Genomic DNA, 16972 nt, shown 5'->3' on the forward strand with positions numbered 1-16972 from the left:
CCCCCCCCCCCCCCCCCCCCCCCCCCCCCCCCCCCCCCCCACCCCCCCCCCCCCCCACCCCCCCCCCCCCCCCCCCCCCCCCCCCCCCCCCCCCCCCCCCCCCCCCCGCTGCCGGGGGGAAGCACCTGAGCGATTTGTTACGACGGGGGAATCGCGTCAGGCACTGCGGGGGGTGGCCGAGATGGTCCTCACTTCAGGGTCCTCCGACGACACGAGCCGGTGGTCCCTCTGGTCCAGGTTCACAAAGATCATTCCGTACCGGATGGCACACCGCACGGGCTGCGGAGCACCTCGCGGCCGCCGCAGGCACCGGTACGCCCGCACGTCACCGTCCTCGTCCAGCGTGACGACGACCGGCTCGCCGAAGACGGTCACCATCAGGGAGTCACCGGCGTGGGGGATCGCGGTGACCAGGTCGATGAAGTGCCAGCCGGAGCGGTAGGCGGTGGCCATCTCTCGGCGGAAGGAGCGGTCGTCTGGTGGCGTCGTCATGTCAAGACCACGCACTGTCGTCGGTGACAGCTTCTCCGTCTCCGCCGGCAGGCGAGGCGGTCACCGCTGCCAGTGACCAGGCGCTGTCCGCTCGTGCGTCACCCTTCTCCACGGAGAGGCCACTCAGAGTCCCGAAGGCCGCAACGGCGGAGAAGGCGGCGACAAGCACCGAGCGAAGCATTCTCTTAGACATAGTCGGCTTCGTCCTCACTTGAAGGTCCCTCTTCCCCCGTCGGATAAGACGATGGCTCATTCAGGCACGTCATGGCCACACAATCGGTGCATCATGTTCCTGCACGTTCAGGACCCTGGGGGGTGGAGATTTGACAACAAATCAGACCGAAGCGACACATCCCCACGCTATTACTGAACTGTGCGAGGAGGGTGCGCACCTCTACGCGAACGCCCTGCGGACTGGCCGTATCGCCCGTGGGGAGGCCGAGCACGTCCCCTGCCTGGGAGAGTTCGCTCTCCTCCACCCGGACCCCGACGACGCCAACTGGCTGCTCCCCGTGTCTCCCGCCGTCGCCCTCGCGCGACGGCTGAATCCGATCGAGCACGAGATATCCGAGCGCAGGCGCACGTCGATCGAGCTGGCGGCGGCCTTCGAGCCCTTCATGGCCCTGAGCGCGCAAGGCGCGGCACCGACCCACTCGATCAGCGTGCTGGAGGGCCTCGACCGCATCAACTCCGCTCTCGACCTGGCCACGGACCAGTGCCACAGCGAGATGCTCACGGTCCAGCCGAGTGCACGGCACCCCGAGCGCCGGCTCATCGAAGCCCTGGAGCGCGACCGGACGCTGATCGAGCGCGGGGTGCGCATCCGGACTCTTTACCAGCACACGGCGCGGTACAGCCCCGAGCGCCTGGCCTACGTGGACCAGTTCCCGAACGGGAAGGCCGAGTACCGCACCATCGACGAGCTGGTCGAACGCCTCATCATCTGCGACGAGGCCGTGGCGTTCATCCCCATCAGTGACGACCGCCAGGTTGCCCTGGAGATCCGGCACCCGGGTCTGGTTCGCTACCTCATCAAGGTGTTCGAGTTCATCTGGAGCCGAGCGGTGCCGCTCACCGCCGGTGCCCCCTACGAGACGGCCCCCGACGGCATCACCGACATCCAGCACTCGATCGCCAAGCTCCTCGTGGAGGGACACGTCGACGAGGCCATCGCCAGGCGCCTGGGCATGAACGTGCGCACCTGCCGCGCCCACATCGCGAAGCTGGCGACCGTCCTGGGCAGCGGAAGCCGGGCCCAGCTGGGCTACCTGATAGCGCAGTCGGGGATCCTGGAACAGGATTCTCCCGGCCTCGGCGTGGACAGCCGCCCGTGACCGAGGAGAAGCACCGGCACGGTGACGAGGACCTGTGCGAAGCGGGTATCGGCCTCTACGCCCGCGCGTTGCGTGAGGGCCATGTGGGCAGCGCCGCGGCCACAGCGGCGCCGTGCCTGCTCGACACCGGCCTCCTGCACCCGGCCATCGAGGACCTGGGCCGGCTGGAACCGACCGCGCCGACCGTCGCCCTGCAACGACTGCTGCGCACGTCGGACGACCGCATCGCCCGCGAGCGACGGCGTGGCGAACGCCTCGCGGATGTCTTCGAACCCCTCATGCGCCTCGGTACGCGAGCGGCGACCGGCGAGGACACCACGGCGCTCAGAATCCTCAGCAGCAAGGAACGCACAGGGCAGGCCATCGAGGAAGCCATGGCCGAGGGCGAGCACGAGTTGCTGGCGATTCAGCCCTACGATTCGAAAAGCACCAGGCGCCCCGACATCCTCGAAGACGCCATCAAGCGCGACCAGGCCTTCCTCGACCGCGGCACTCGCATGCGCGCGCTCTACCAGCACACCGCACGCCACACCGCATACCCACAGGCCCGCTACGAGCGACTGACCGGCGACGTGGAGGCCCGCACCCTCGACGAGGTCACGGAGCGCCTCATCGTCGTGGACCGCACCGTCGCCTTCATCCCCGCCAACCAGGACCGCTCCCTCGCCCTCGAAGTCCGCCACCCCGCCCTGATCGCCTACTTCGTCAACACCTTCGACCGGCTCTGGCGCCTCGCCACCCCCATGCACCCCCAGGCCGTGCAGCCACCGACGCTCAACGGCGTCAGCCCCCGCCAACGCGCCATAGCCGCTCTCCTCGTCGAAGGCCACACCGACGCAGCCATAGCCGACCGCCTCGGTATGAACGTCCGCACCGCACGCGTCCACATCGCCAAGCTCGCCGCGACCCTGGGCAGCGACAGCCGGGCCCAGCTCGGCTACCTCATCGGGCGGTCGGGGATTCTCGAGCCGGAGGGATGACGGGGGCCGGCGGCGGCGGGGAGCCGTCCAGGCCCGCCTGGGCGATGCGCACCCCCAGCTGTGTGCGGCTCGTCGCGCCCAGGGTCTCCGAGAGGCGGGCGATGTGGGCGCGGGCGGTGCGGACGCTTATGCCGAGCCGTTCCGCGATCACCGCGTCCTGGTGGCCCTCCGCCAGCAGCGCCGCGATGGACTGCTCGCGGTGCGAGATGCCCTCGATGCCGGTGTCGGGAAGCGGGGCCGTGAGGGGGACCGCGAGGCGCCACAGGCGTTCGAAGACCGTGACCAGGTAGGCGATCAGGGCCGGGTGGCGCAGTTCCAGGGCCACCGTGCGGTCGGTGTTGGCGGGGATGAAGGCGACCGTGCGGTCGAAGAGGATGAGCCGGTCGATGACCTCGTCGAGGGTGCGGGCCTCCACCGTGTCGCCCATCAGCTCCAGATAGGTGAGCAGGCCCTGCCCGTGCCGGGCGACGTGCGTGTACAGGTCCCGCATCCGCACCCCGCGCCCGCGCAGTGCCAGCGCCCGGTGCAGCCCCTCCGACAGCTCGTGCTCGCGCCGGATGCCACCGGGCTGGACGGTGAGCACCTCCGTCGTGCACGCCTGCGTCGCCTCGTCCATGGCGGCCTGGATGCGGGACAGGCCGTCCAGGACCCGGATCGCCGTGCCCTCCGTGCCGGCCGGGGTCTGGAGCTGACGGCCCAGCCCCGCGTACCACTCGAAGGCCTCCACCGCCGAACCCACCCGCCGCTGACTCGCGCTGACCTCGTCGTGGACCCCGCGCAGCAGCCGGGTCATGACCTCCTGCGGGGAGGTGGGCACCAGCCAGTCCATGTCGTCGGGGTCGGGGTGCAGCAGGGCCAGTTCGAGGAGGCAGGGGACCGGCTCGGCGTCCCGGCGGGGCACCCGGCCTCGTCGTACGGCCCGGGAGTACAGGCGATCCCCGGCCGCGCACAGCCGGTCGGCACCGTGTGGATGCTCCTGAGCCCCGTGCCCGGCCATCGCCCATCCCACCCCCGGTTCCGGCACTTTCCGCAGCGCAACTATGCGCGGCCCGGACCGGGTCCGCAACACGGCTCGTCCACTACCGGCAGCGGTATTGCACCAGAATCAGCGCTTACGCACACCCCCCACCTCTCCTCGTTGCAACAAGCTGGAGGTGTCGAAGGAGTGTACGCAGCGTGCATGCTGGGTGACGGCGGGACTGACCGGCCCGTCCGTTGCGTCAGGGCGGCGATGGGGGGACGGAGATCGTGATACGCGTGGGAATTCTCGGCCGGGAACCGCTTGAACGGGCCGACGTCAGACGCGTGTTGGAGGACGACGGCAGGACCCGGGTCGTGGGCGAGGCCTCGGACGCGGCGTCGCCCATGGTGCGTACGACCCGCCTGGACGTACGGGTCAGCAGCCACCGCGACCCGGACGAGGCGCTCGACGTCCTCCGGTCGCCGTACAGCACCGTGCCCGACTCCCAGCCTGCTTCGAGACGATCAGGGGGAAATCCACCTGTCGGGGGGATGTGAGAGGACCCACCCCGAAGAGGGGAGGCCGGACTACTTCAGCCCCATCTCCGCGCAAGCCGCCTCGTACTTGGCCGTGCAGATGTCGGAGACCTTGTAGAAGCCGTCCGCGATGATGGTGCCCTTGATGTTGGCCTGCGTGAGGGCGACCACGGGCACCAGCTGGGCGGGGATGCCCTTGTGGGTGGGGCTGTCGACCTTCTCGCGGGCGAGCGCGTCGAACTGGATGTCCCGGCCCTGGACCCGTGCCACGGCCATCTCCGCGGCGTTCTCCGCCTCCTGCGGGTAGGACTTGTACACGCTCATGTACTGCTCGCCGGTGACGATGCGCTGCACCGCGGCGAGTTCCGCGTCCTGGCCGGTGACCGGGGGCAGGTCGGTGACGCCCGCGGCCTCCAGGGACTTGATGATGCCGCCGGCCATGCCGTCGTTGGCGGAGTAGACGGCGGCGATGTTGTCCTTGCCGATCTTCTGGATCGCCTCGGTCATGTTCGCCTCGGCGTTCTCCGGCTTCCAGTCCGCGGTGTCGAAGGACTGGGCGATCGTCACCTTGCCGTTCAGCTCGGACATCGCGCCCGCCTTGAACTGCTTGGCGTTCGGGTCGGTGGGCGAGCCGTTCATCATGACGATCTTGGCGGAGCTGTCCGCACTGTCGCCGAGCGCCTCCACCAGGGAGCGGCCCTGGACCTCGCCGACCAGCTCGTTGTCGAAGGAGATGTACGCGTCGATCGGGCCCTCGGCCAGGCGGTCGTAGGCGATGACCGGGATACCGGCGTCCTTGGCCTTCTGGACGCTCTCCCCGGCGGCCTTCGCGTCGACCGCGTCCAGGACGATCACGTCGACCTGGTCGTCGATCATCTCCTGCATCTGGTCGGCCTGCTTCGACGCGCTCGCCTCGGCGTTGGCGTACTTGACGTTGCCCTGGTCGCGCGTGAGTTCGGCGACCTTCGCCTTGAAGTAGGGGTAGTCGAAGAGGTCGTAGCGCGTGTTCGCCTTCTCCGGGAGCAGCAGGCCCACGGTGATGTCGTTGCCCTTGGTCGGGCTCGCCTTGTCACTGCTCTCCGACGCACCCAGCACCCCGCAGCCGGCCATCGAGAGGGTCATCACGGACGCTGCCACGGATATGGCGATACGACGGGCACGGCTGTTCACTGCGCTTACCTTCCGACACACGGGCGTTGTGGTGACCCAGGTGAAGGAAGCCAACGCTGTCTTCACTAAATCGTCAAGAAGTACTGGACCAATGAGACAGCAACGTTGCGAACGGGCCCGGAGGCCACTCGACCACCGGGCCCTCGCCGCCTGCGCGAGCCGGTCAGTCCGGGGACTGTCCGTGCCGCTTGGGCCGCCACACCACCAGGGCGCTGGTCTGCTGGACCTCCTGGTAGGGGACCAGGTCACGGCGGTACGACGCGTGCACCGCCGCCTCGCGCTGGCGCATCGCCGTGGCCGCGCCCTCCAGGGCGTCCTGCATCTCGGCCATGCGGGCCTGGAGCGCGGCGACCTGGTTCTCCAGTTCGATGATGCGCTTGATTCCGGCCAGATTGATGCCCTCGTCCTGCGACAACTGCTGCACCTGGCGGAGCAGTTCGATGTCGCGGGCCGAGTAGCGCCGGCCGCGCCCGGCCGTGCGGTCCGGGGAGACCAGGCCGAGGCGGTCGTACTGGCGCAGGGTCTGCGGGTGCAGACCGGAGAGCTGGGCCGCCACCGAGATGACGTAGACCGGGGTGTCCTCGGTCAGTTCATACGGATTGCGTCGACGACCGTCCATTCCCGTCAAGCTCCCTTCGCGGCCTGGAACAGCTCCGCCCGCGGATCCTCCTCCGCGGTCGCCTCGCGATACGCCTCGAGCGCGTCACGAGCCTTCCCCGTCAGGTCCTTCGGAACACTCACCTCCACGGTGACCAGGAGGTCACCGCGGGTGCCGTCCTTGCGGACCGCTCCCTTGCCCCGGGCGCGCATGGTGCGGCCGTTGGGGGTGCCCTCCGGCAGCTTCAGCGTGACCGGCGGCCCGCCCAGGGTCGGGACCCGGACCTCGCCGCCGAGGGCCGCCTCGGCGTACGTCACCGGGACGGTGACCGTGAGGTTGTCGCCCCGGCGGCCGAAGACGGGGTGGTCCTTGACGTGCACGACCACGTACAGGTCGCCCGCCGGTCCGCCCCGCTCGCCCGGTGTGCCCTTGCCGCGCAGCCGGATGCGCTGCCCGTCGGAGACCCCGGCCGGGATGCGGACCTGCATCGTCCGGGAGGACTTGGCCCGTCCGGAGCCCTTGCAGACGTCGCAGGGGTCCTCCGCGATCAGACCGCGGCCCTTGCAGTCGGGGCACGGGTCGGTCAGCGAGAAGCCGCCGCCCGAACCCCGGGCGACCTGCCCGGTGCCGACGCAGGTCGGGCACACGCGGGGTGTGCCGTTCTTGTCGCCGGTGCCCGAACAGGCCTTGCAGGGTGCCTGCGAGGACATCCGCAGCGGGACCGTCGCGCCCTCGATGGCCTCGGTGAAGCTGAGGGTGACCTCGGACTCGATGTCCTGGCCGCGGCGCGGCTGGGTCCGCGTGCCGGTGCCGGGGCCGCCGGCACCGGTGCGGTTGAACAGCCCGCCGAAGACGTCGCCCAGGCCGCCGCCGAAGCCGCCGGCGCCCTGGCTCCCGCCCTGGGCGCCGCCTCCGAAGAGGTCGCCCAGGTCGAAGTTGAAGGTGCCGCCGCCGCCCGCGCCCGGCCCCGGGCGGAAACCGCCGTTGCCGAAGAGGGCGCGGGCCTCGTCGTACTCCTTGCGCTTCTTGGGGTCACCGAGGATGTCGTTGGCCTCGGAGATCTCCTTGAAGCGCTCCTCCGCCTTGACGTTTCCCTTGTTGGCGTCCGGGTGGAACTCGCGGGCGAGCTTCCGGTACGCCTTCTTGATCTCGGCCTCGGTGGCGTCCTTGGGGACGCCGAGGACCTTGTAGTAGTCCTTCTCGATGAAGTCCTTGGTGCTCATCCCCGACGTCCCTCCTTCCTCGTCGTCTCAAGCTCAGCCCTCGTCCGGGCCACCGCTCTCCTTGTTCTCCACGGCGTCGGAGCCTTCCTCGGCCTCGGTGCCCTCCTCGGCCGGCTTGACCGTCTGCGCACCCGGCTGCGGCTCGGCCACGGCCACCCGCGCGGGGCGGATGGTGCGCTCGCCGATCCGGTACCCGGGCTGCAGGATCGCCACGCAGGTCGTCTCGGTGACGTCCGGCGCGTAGGAGTGCATCAGGGCTTCGTGGATCGTCGGGTCGAAGGGCTCGCCCTCCTTGCCGAACTGCTGGAGGCCCAGCTTGGCCACCGTGGTCTCCAGCGACTCCGCGACGGACTTGAAGCCGCCGACCAGTTCGCCGTGTTCCCGGGCGCGACCGATGTCGTCGAGCACGGGAAGCAGCTCGGACAGGAGGTTCGCGACGGCGACCTCCTTGACCGCGACGCGGTCCCGCTCCACCCGGCGGCGGTAGTTCTGGTACTCGGCCTGGAGGCGCTGGAGGTCCGCCGTGCGCTCGTTGAGCGCGGTGCGCACCTGGTCCAGCTGGGCCACCAGGCCCGCGTTCTCGCTCGCGTCCCCGGCCGGGGCCGCGGCCTCCTCCGAAGAGGGGGCGGCGGCCTTCGGCTCGGCGTCGTCAGGGCTGGCGCCGGAGGGGACGTCGGGCTTCTCCTCGAAGCCCGGGGTCTCCTCCGTCACGCGGCACCGTCCTTGCGCTCGTCGTCCACGATCTCGGCGTCGACGACGTCGTCGTCCCCGCCCTTGTCACCGGCCTGGGCACCCTCGCCGGGAGCCTCGCCGCCGGCGGCCTGCGCGCCCTGGGCGTCGGCGTACATCGCCTGGCCCAGCTTCTGCGAGACGGCGGCGACCTTCTCGGTGGCGGTGCGGATCTCGGCGGTGTCCTCGCCCTTGAGCTTCTCCTTCAGCTCGGCGACGGCGCCCTCGACCTCGGTCTTGATCTCGCCGGGGACCTTGTCCTCGTTGTCCTTGAGGAACTTCTCCGTCTGGTAGACGAGCTGCTCGCCCTGGTTGCGGGACTCGGCGGCCTCGCGGCGGGCGTGGTCCTCCTCCGCGTACTTCTCGGCCTCCTGGCGCATCCGGTCGACCTCGTCCTTCGGCAGCGAGGAGCCGCCGGTGACGGTCATCTTCTGCTCCTTGCCCGTGCCCAGGTCCTTCGCGGTCACGTGCATGATGCCGTTGGCGTCGATGTCGAAGGCGACCTCGATCTGCGGGACGCCGCGGGGCGCCGGCGGCAGACCGGTCAGCTCGAACATCCCGAGCTTCTTGTTGTACGCCGCGATCTCGCGCTCGCCCTGGTAGACCTGGATCTGCACGGAGGGCTGGTTGTCCTCGGCGGTGGTGAAGATCTCCGAACGCTTCGTCGGGATCGTCGTGTTCCGCTCGATCAGCTTGGTCATGATGCCGCCCTTGGTCTCGATACCGAGGGACAGCGGGGTGACGTCGAGGAGCAGGACGTCCTTGACCTCGCCCTTGAGGACACCGGCCTGGAGGGCGGCGCCGATGGCGACGACCTCGTCCGGGTTGACGCCCTTGTTGGCGTCCTTGCCGCCGGTCAGCTCCTTGACCAGCTCGGCGACGGCGGGCATGCGGGTGGAGCCACCGACGAGGACGACGTGGTCGATCTCGGACAGCTGGATGCCGGCGTCCTTGATGACGTTGTGGAACGGCGTCTTGCAGCGCTCCAGCAGGTCGGCCGTCAGCTGCTGGAACTGAGCGCGCGTCAGCTTCTCGTCCAGGTGCAGCGGGCCCTCGGCGGAGGCCGTGATGTAGGGGAGGTTGATCGAGGTCTCGGTGGACGAGGACAGCTCGATCTTCGCCTTCTCGGCGGCCTCGCGCAGGCGCTGGAGCGCCATCTTGTCCTTGGAGAGGTCCACGCCGTGGCCGGACTGGAACTGCTTGACCAGGTAGTCGACGACGCGCTGGTCCCAGTCGTCACCACCGAGGTGGTTGTCACCGTTGGTGGCCTTCACCTCGACGACGCCGTCGCCGATCTCCAGCAGCGAGACGTCGAACGTACCGCCACCGAGGTCGAAGACCAGGATGATCTGCTCGTCCTTGTCGAGGCCGTACGCCAGCGCGGCGGCCGTCGGCTCGTTGACGATGCGCAGCACGTTGAGGCCCGCGATCTCACCGGCCTCCTTGGTGGCCTGGCGCTCGGCGTCGTTGAAGTACGCCGGGACGGTGATGACCGCGTCGGTCACCTTCTCGCCCAGGTAGGACTCGGCGTCCCGCTTCAGCTTCTGCAGCACGAAGGCGCTGATCTGCTGCGGGTTGAAGTCCTTGCCGTCCAGGTTGATCTTCCAGTCGGTGCCCATGTGGCGCTTGACCGACCGGATGGTCCTGTCGACGTTCGTGACCGCCTGGCGCTTGGCCACCTCGCCGACCAGCACCTCGCCGTTCTTGGCGAAGGCGACGACGGACGGCGTGGTCCTGGCGCCCTCGGCGTTGGTGATGACGGTGGGCTCGCCGCCCTCCAGAACGCTGACGACGGAGTTAGTCGTGCCCAGGTCGATGCCGACCGCACGTGCCATGGTGAATAACCTCCAGCTGACTTGAGTGGAACAGGCTCAAGTGTGCAGGACGCATTTCGCTGCGTCAACAGAGGTGAGTCGAACAGGCTCAACTCTTATCCGTTCCTTACACGCAACGCCTCGCTGACCTGCGCTTCCTCCGGCCGCCGGGTCTGACGAACCGGGAAAATCGTCCCCCGGGAGGACGCCTCGCCCGGGGCTCCGGTTGCGCCGGGAGACGTCCGAGACCCCTGGGTCTGCGTCGGGCGCCGCCGGGACGGCACGTCCGCCCCCACCCTCCGGGACCCGCCCCCGCCCTCCCGCCGCGCCTCGTGCGGCCGCGCCCGGCGCTCCCCCGGAGCCGGCGTCCCCCGCGCCCCGTACACCCGTACCCGCAACAGCGCCGCCGACCCGGCCGCCGCCCCGACGGCCACCCAGAGCACCGCCACCCGACCGGCCCAGCCGGTGTGCACGAGTACGCCCACGAGCACCCCGCAGAAGGAGGACACCGCGAGCACCACCACCGCACCCTGCGGGGTGAGGCCCAGTCGGCGCAGCCGGTGGGCGAGATGGTCGGGCCCGCCGCGCAGCAGGGGCCGTCCGGCGAGCCGGCGGGAGAGGAGGACGAGGACGGCGTCCACCCCCGCGAGCGCCGTCAGCGCGAACGCCACCCCCGCGCCGGCCAGGGGCTCGTGCCCCGCACGGGTGAACACGGTCGCCCCGGCGAGCAGGAAGCCCGCGAAGAGCGACCCGCAGGCCCCGAGGGTGATCCGCGCGGGGTGCCAGTTGTGCAGCAGGAAGCCGGTCAGCGCGGCGGCCAGGGCGAGCAGCAGCACCGCCAGCCCGTCCATCAGCTCCGCCGCCGCGCAGGCGCCGACCCCGAAGGCGGTCACGACACCCACCGTGCCGGCCACCCCGTCGGCGTGGTCGAGCCCCCGGAAGGCCACGGCGACCACCGTGATCCAGCCCGCCGCGAGCCCCCCGGCCACCGGCCCGGTCTCGCCGTACGGCACCGCGCAGGCCGCCGCGACGGCCGTACCGGCGAGCAGCCACCGCCGCCGCAGCCGCCAGACGTCGGCGGCCAGACCGAGCGCGCCGACGGCGACCCCGGCCGCGAGCAGCCGTCCGACGCCCGAACCGAGCGGCACGACACCCGTCCGGTCCCCCGTCCACGCGACCGCGCCGGTGACGAGGACGACGGCCGCACCGCCCAGCAGGGGCACGGGCCGCTGCCGCCGCCGGTCGACGAGGGCGAGGCGCAGGGCGGGCGCCCTCAGCAGCGCGGCGAGGAGGGCGGCGAGAAGGAAGGAGGCGGTGGCTGCGGCGATCCCATAGAGCACGGGCCCAAGCTATGCCCGAACCAGGTCGAATATCATGATTTGGGACGAATGGCGCGTCCGCGCCCCGAAGCCCGCCCAGCCGCCCCCCGGCCGCACCGGACGCCACCCCCGTGGTCAGGGTTGCCTCAGCGACGCAGATCACCGCACGTCCGACTACAGTGCGGCGCAGGATGGGGGTAGTCTCGAACGGACTGCCTAAGTTACCGCTTAGTAATACCGCCCCCTCGTCACCTCGCAGGCCCGAGGAGCCCCCAAATGCAACTCGCCGCGATCATCGTGTCGCTGGTCCTGATCGTGGTCGGCGTGGCACTGTTCGGCCGCGCCGTCCTCCAGATCGTCAACTACATGCGGCTGGGCCAGCCGGTGCCGGCCGGACTGCGGACCAATGCCCCCGTGGCCCGCACCGTCACCGTGGTCCGGGAGTTCCTCGGCCACACCCGGATGAACCGCTGGGGCATCGTCGGGGTGGCGCACTGGTTCGTGGCGGTGGGCTTCTTCTCGCTGCTGCTGACGATCGTCAACGCGGTCGGCCAGCTCTTCCAGGCCGACTGGATCCTGCCGGTCATCGGCGACTGGGCGCCGTACAACGTCTTCGTCGAGTTCATCGGCACGATGACCGTGCTCGGCATCCTGGTCCTGATCGCGATCCGGCAGCTGAGCAAGCCGAACAAGCCGGGCCGCAAGTCCCGCTTCGCCGGCTCCAACTTCGGCCAGGCGTACTTCGTCGAGGCCGTCATCCTCATCGTCGGCGTCTGCATCTTCATGCTGCACGCGCTGGAGGGCGCCCTCCACCACGTGGACGGCTACGAGGCCTCGTTCTTCATCTCGTACCCGGTCGTCTCCGCACTCGGCGACCTGGACGTCTCCACGCTCCAGAACCTCGTCTACCTCTTCGCCGGCCTGAAGATCGCGACCTCGTTCATCTGGATGATCACGGTCGCCCTCAAGACCGACATGGGCGTGGCCTGGCACCGCTTCCTGGCCTTCCCGAACATCTGGTTCAAGCGCAACGCCGACGGCGACGTCTCGCTCGGCGCCCTGCTGCCGATGACCTCCGGCGGCAAGCCGATCGACTTCACCGACCCCGGTGACGACGACGTCTTCGGCGTCTCCCAGGTCGAGCAGTTCTCCTGGAAGGGCCTGCTGGACTTCTCCACCTGCACCGAGTGCGGCCGCTGCCAGTCGCAGTGCCCCGCGTGGAACACCGGCAAGCCGCTCTCCCCCAAGCTCCTGATCATGTCCCTGCGCGACCACGCGCACGCCAAGGCCCCCTACCTGCTGGCCGGCGGCGGCAAGACCATGGAGGGCGAGGAGAAGGCGTCCGAGGAGCAGCTGAAGGACGTCCCCGCGGCCGCCCTCGCCGAGGCCGAGCGCCCCCTGATCGGCACCCTCGAAGAGAACGGCGTCATCGACCCGGACGTCCTGTGGTCCTGCACCACCTGCGGCGCCTGCGTCGAGCAGTGCCCGGTCGACATCGAGCACGTCGACCACATCGTCGACATGCGCCGCTACCAGGTCATGATCGAGTCGGCGTTCCCGTCCGAGGCGGGCACGATGCTCAAGAACCTGGAGAAGAAGGGCAACCCCTGGGGCCTGGCGAAGAAGCAGCGCCTGGAGTGGCTCAAGGAGCTGGACTTCGAGGTCCCGGTCGTCGGCAAGGACATCGAGGACCTCACCGAGGTCGAGTACCTCTACTGGGTCGGCTGCGCCGGCGCCCTGGAGGACCGCGCCAAGAAGACCACCAAGGCCTTCGCCGAGCTGCTGCACATCGCGGGCGTGAAGTTCGCCATCATGGGCGGCGACGAGAAGTGCACCGGTGACTCGGCACGGCGCCTGGGCAACGAGCCGCTCTTCCAGGAACTGGGCATGGAGAACGTCATGTCCCTCAACGCCGCCTTCGGCGAGGAGATGGACGACGACGGCAAGGTCACCGACGAGTCCCGCAAGCCGAAGTCGGCCAAGAAGATCGTCGCGACCTGCCCGCACTGCCTCAACACCCTGGGCAACGAGTACCCGCAGCTCGGCGGCGACTACGAGGTCATCCACCACACCCAGCTGCTCCAGCACCTCGTCGACGAGGGCAAGCTGCTCCCGGTGACCCCGGTCGAGGGCATCATCACGTACCACGACCCCTGCTACCTGGGCCGGCACAACAAGATCTACACGCCGCCGCGCGAGATCATCGCCGCCGTCCCGGGCGTCCGCAACGAGGAGATGCACCGCCACAAGGAGCGCGGCTTCTGCTGCGGCGCCGGCGGCGCGCGGATGTGGATGGAGGAGCGGATCGGCAAGCGCATCAACAACGAGCGCGTCGACGAGGCCCTGTCGGTCAACCCCGACATCGTCTCCACCGCCTGCCCGTTCTGCCTCGTGATGCTCACCGACTCCGTCAACGGCAAGAAGAACGACGGCAAGGCCAAGGAGTCCATCCAGGTCGTCGACGTCGCCCAGCTCCTGCTGGACTCCGTCAAGACCCCGGCCGACCCGGCGGGCGAGCCGGAGCCGGAGAGCGAGCCGACGCCGGAACCGGTGAAGTAGCCGCCGGCCGCGCATCCTCACGAACGACACCCCCAGGTTCCGTCCGGACCTGGGGGTGTCGCCGTATCTCGAACACGTGCATCATTAGCCGGTCGTTGCCGGAGCCACGTATGCCTACGGCCGAGACCGACGATGCGGGCGGTACGACCGAGACGGTCGATACCCGCGAGACGACCGAGACGGGCTGTACGGGCGAGACGGGCTGTACGGGCGAGACGGGCAAGGCGGACGAGATGGCCGAGACGGACGAGGTGAGCGGTACGGTGCGCGTGCGAAGAAGCACCCTGACCAGCACGACAGCCGCCCTCGGTTGCCTGCTGCTGGCCGCCTGCGGCCAGGGAGGGACGGCACCCACCGCGGAGGACACCGCTCCCACCCCCGTACGCGCCGCCCAGGCCCCCGCCCCCGCCCCGCTCCCCGTCCCGCGCGGCGACGGCAGCGAGGTCCCCGATGACTTCAACGGCGACGGCCACCGCGACCTCGTCCTGGACGACCTCGTCAAGGCGCAGAGCCACGCGGACGACGCCGGCATCGGCATCGTCTACGGCTCCTCGCGCGGACCGGTCCCCGGCACCCGGCAGTTGCTCACCCCGAAGAAGTACGCGGCGCCCACCGACGGGCAGTTGCCGGCCGTCTTCGAGGCCGAGGCGAGCTGCGACCTCGACGGCGACGGCTTCACCGACCTGGTGGTCACCACCGACCCGCCCTACGACGGCCAGGGCCGCCCCCCGGTGCCCCTCCAGCTCCTCTTCGGCTCCCCCTCCGGCCCGGCAGGCCGCGCGGTCCCGCTGACCGTCCCCGAGCGGGCCCGCTACGGCAACGACTGGCCCGAACGCCCGGTGTGCGGCGACTTCGACGGCGACGGCGCCCAGGACCTGGTCCTCCACGCCTCGGCCGGCCGGCTCAGCTACCTGCGCGGCCCCTTCACCCGAGAGGGCGCCCCCAGCGCGGCCGGCGCGCCCCTCGCCTCCCCGGGCGAGGCGCCGACCGGCCCCGCCGCCGACGTGGACCGGGACGGGTACGACGACCTGGTCGTCCGCGCCTCGGCGGGCCCCGGCAAGGCGGCCGTCGTCCTGGGCGGCCCGGCGGGCCCCGCCCGCACCGGCGTAGCCCTCCCCGCCGGCGACGACATCGCCCTGGGCGCCTTCGGCCGCGGCAAGGCACTGGACGCGGCCGTGGGCACCGCGGGCGGCACCGCGATGCGCTACGACCTCCCCACCGCCGCCCGCAGCACCCTCGACCTCCCCGGCTCGACGCTCGACGCCGCCGACTTCGACGGCGACGGCCTGAGCGAGCTGGTCTCCAGCGGCAACGGGGTGCGCATCCTCCCCGGCCGCGCCACGGGCCCCACGACGGCGGGCGCGGTCACGGTGCGGCCCGCGGCGACCGGCACCACGCAGGTGCTGACGACCGGCGACTTCGACGGCGACGACCTGGCGGACCTGGTGGTGCGGACGTACCGCGGCGACACGCAGGACACCGTCGCGGTGTACCGGGGCGCGGAGCGGGGCCTGGTGGCGGCGGAGGCGGCGGTCGCCTTCTCCACGTCGGCGTTCCTGACCCCGTAGGGAACGGACCGTCCGGCCGTACGCGGACGCCGCGGGAGTCCCCGGGGAGCCCTCAGGGAGTTCTCGGGGCTGTCCCGTAAGGGATGTCACAGCTCGGCCGCAAAGGCCGCCCCGAAAGGCCGCGCCCCGCACGTCACTCTCCGGGACCAGGTACGTTCGAAGGCGTGGCTGGATTCAGGATCGGACGCGGCCGGGACAACGGCGCTCCGCACGCGCGACCGCAACGCCCACCGTACGGACAGCAGGCGCCCCAGGGACCGTCGTACGGCGGTCCCGCGACGCCTCGGCAGCCGTACCCGCAGCAGCCGTACGGGGGTGGCGCCCCCGGCGCGGGCGGCTCACCGTGGCCACAGCCGCACGGCGGCGGGCACGGTGAGCCGGAGTACTTCGGCGACGGCGGCCACCCCCAGGGCGGCCCCCACGGGGGACAGCCCCCGTACGACCCGTACGCCGCCAACAACCCGGGCCACACCCAGGCGTTCACCGTCGACGACCCCTACAACCAGGGCGAGACCTACCGCGCCGGCTCCGCCGCGCCGCCCGGCCCGGTCGGCCCCCGCCTGCACTGGAAGGCACTGCTGAAGGGCGTCGTCCTCGCCCCCAACCAGACCTTCCTCCAGATGCGGGACTACGCGATGTGGGCCCCGGCGCTCATCGTGACCTTCCTCTACGGCCTGCTGGCGGTCTTCGGCTTCGACGGCGCCCGCGAGGAGGCCATCAACGCCACCCTCTCGAACGCGGTCCCGATCGTCCTGACCACGGCCGTGGCGATGGTGCTGAGCGCGTTCGTCCTGGGCGTGGTCACCCACACCCTGGCCCGCCAGCTCGGCGGCGACGGAGCCTGGCAGCCCACGGTCGGCCTCTCCATGCTGATCATGTCCCTCACGGACGCCCCGCGCCTGGTCGTCGCGCTCTTCGCCGGCGGCGACGCGCCCTTCGTCCAGATCCTGGGCTGGGCCACCTGGGTCGCGGCCGGCGCCCTGCTGACCCTCATGGTCAGCCGCTCCCACGACCTGCCCTGGCCGAAGGCGCTGGGCGCGTCGGCGATCCAGCTGATCGCCCTGCTGTCGATCGTGAAGCTCGGCACGTTCTAGCGGCCGTCCCCGGCACGCAGAAAGGGCCCGCGGCGCAACGCCGGGGGCCCTTCTCCATGTCCTCACGCACCGCGCGTCCCGACGCTCAGGCGTCGAGCACCTGCCCGGTCCTGCGCACCACCGGCGGTTCCACACTCCACGGGAAGTTGATCCACTCGTCGGTCCGCTTCCACACGTACTCGCACTGGACGAGCGAGTGGGACTTCTCATAGATCACGGCGCTGCGGACCTCGGCGACGGTGTCCAGGCAGAAGTCCCGCACCAGCTTCAGCGTCTTGCCGGTGTCCGCGACGTCGTCCGTGATGAGGACCTTCTTGCGGGAGAAGTCGATGACGTTGGGCACCGGCGCCAGCATGACCGGCATCTCCAGGGTGGTCCCGACCCCGGTGTAGAACTCCACGTTCACGAGGTGGATGTTCTTGCAGTCGAGCGCGTACGCCAGGCCGCCGGCGACGAAGACCCCGCCGCGGGCGATCGACAGCACTATGTCGGGCTCGTAGCCGTCGTCGGCGACGGCCTGAGCCAGCTCGCGCACCGCGACGCCGAACTGCTCGTAGGTCAGGTTCTCCCGTACTTCACTCATGCGCGCGTCCTG

Annotated in this window: 14 protein-coding genes; 5 read left to right on the forward strand and 9 right to left on the reverse strand. The window is 70.7% G+C overall.

Going from position 1 to position 16972, the window contains the following annotated elements:
• Nucleotides 1–156: 156 nt before the first annotated feature.
• Nucleotides 157–492 (reverse strand): hypothetical protein, encoded by a 336-nt coding sequence (locus AC07FV_RS20185; RefSeq protein WP_479088763.1) that lies wholly within the window; start codon nt 490–492, stop codon nt 157–159.
• A gap of 323 nt (nt 493–815) precedes the next feature.
• On the opposite strand from AC07FV_RS20185, the gene AC07FV_RS20190 reads away from it, so the two are divergent.
• Nucleotides 816–1826: a helix-turn-helix transcriptional regulator gene (locus AC07FV_RS20190; RefSeq protein WP_479018451.1), complete on the forward strand. Its 1011-nt coding sequence runs from the start codon at nt 816–818 to the stop codon at nt 1824–1826.
• Nucleotides 1823–2806 (forward strand): helix-turn-helix transcriptional regulator, encoded by a 984-nt coding sequence (locus AC07FV_RS20195; RefSeq protein ID WP_479088764.1) that lies wholly within the window; start codon nt 1823–1825, stop codon nt 2804–2806. The genes AC07FV_RS20190 and AC07FV_RS20195 overlap by 4 nt, the downstream gene beginning before the upstream one ends.
• Here the strand turns inward: AC07FV_RS20195 and AC07FV_RS20200 are convergent.
• From AC07FV_RS20200 to AC07FV_RS20230, 7 genes are all read right to left on the reverse strand, one after another.
• Nucleotides 2769–3803 (reverse strand): helix-turn-helix transcriptional regulator, encoded by a 1035-nt coding sequence (locus AC07FV_RS20200; protein ID WP_479088765.1) that lies wholly within the window; start codon nt 3801–3803, stop codon nt 2769–2771. The two genes, AC07FV_RS20195 and AC07FV_RS20200, sit on opposite strands and share 38 nt — an antisense overlap.
• A gap of 551 nt (nt 3804–4354) precedes the next feature.
• On the reverse strand, nt 4355–5473 hold the full coding sequence (locus AC07FV_RS20205) for a sugar ABC transporter substrate-binding protein (RefSeq protein WP_479088766.1): 1119 nt from the start codon (nt 5471–5473) through the stop codon (nt 4355–4357).
• A gap of 163 nt (nt 5474–5636) precedes the next feature.
• On the reverse strand, nt 5637–6092 hold the full coding sequence (locus tag AC07FV_RS20210; protein WP_356602387.1) for a heat shock protein transcriptional repressor HspR: 456 nt from the start codon (nt 6090–6092) through the stop codon (nt 5637–5639).
• Between the two features lie 5 nt (nt 6093–6097).
• A complete protein-coding gene (gene dnaJ, locus AC07FV_RS20215) occupies nt 6098–7294 on the reverse strand; it encodes a molecular chaperone DnaJ (protein ID WP_479088767.1) in 1197 nt (398 codons plus the stop codon).
• 33 nt (nt 7295–7327) lie between these two features.
• Complete coding sequence (gene grpE, locus AC07FV_RS20220) at nt 7328–8005, reverse strand: nucleotide exchange factor GrpE (protein WP_479088768.1); 678 nt, start codon at nt 8003–8005, stop codon at nt 7328–7330.
• The gene (gene dnaK / locus AC07FV_RS20225) at nt 8002–9858 is read right to left on the reverse strand and encodes a molecular chaperone DnaK (RefSeq protein ID WP_356602393.1); all 1857 of its coding nucleotides are present in this window, start codon (nt 9856–9858) and stop codon (nt 8002–8004) included. The genes grpE and dnaK overlap by 4 nt, the downstream gene beginning before the upstream one ends.
• Before the next feature lie 95 nt (nt 9859–9953).
• Nucleotides 9954–11177, reverse strand: coding sequence for an MraY family glycosyltransferase (locus tag AC07FV_RS20230; RefSeq protein ID WP_479088769.1), 1224 nt, complete (start codon nt 11175–11177; stop codon nt 9954–9956).
• 255 nt (nt 11178–11432) lie between these two features.
• Here AC07FV_RS20230 and AC07FV_RS20235 point away from each other — a divergent pair, with 255 nt between their 5' ends.
• From AC07FV_RS20235 to AC07FV_RS20245, 3 genes are all read left to right on the forward strand, one after another.
• The gene (locus AC07FV_RS20235) at nt 11433–13715 is read left to right on the forward strand and encodes a (Fe-S)-binding protein (protein WP_479088770.1); all 2283 of its coding nucleotides are present in this window, start codon (nt 11433–11435) and stop codon (nt 13713–13715) included.
• Between the two features lie 233 nt (nt 13716–13948).
• Nucleotides 13949–15283 (forward strand): FG-GAP repeat domain-containing protein, encoded by a 1335-nt coding sequence (locus AC07FV_RS20240; protein WP_479088944.1) that lies wholly within the window; start codon nt 13949–13951, stop codon nt 15281–15283.
• Between the two features lie 83 nt (nt 15284–15366).
• Complete coding sequence (locus AC07FV_RS20245) at nt 15367–16377, forward strand: Yip1 family protein (protein WP_384689881.1); 1011 nt, start codon at nt 15367–15369, stop codon at nt 16375–16377.
• A gap of 85 nt (nt 16378–16462) precedes the next feature.
• Here the strand turns inward: AC07FV_RS20245 and AC07FV_RS20250 are convergent, their stop codons facing one another.
• On the reverse strand, nt 16463–16960 hold the full coding sequence (locus AC07FV_RS20250; RefSeq protein ID WP_479088771.1) for a phosphoribosyltransferase: 498 nt from the start codon (nt 16958–16960) through the stop codon (nt 16463–16465).
• Nucleotides 16961–16972 lie beyond the last annotated feature (12 nt).

This window comes from Streptomyces sp. NPDC045956, assembly GCF_056430705.1.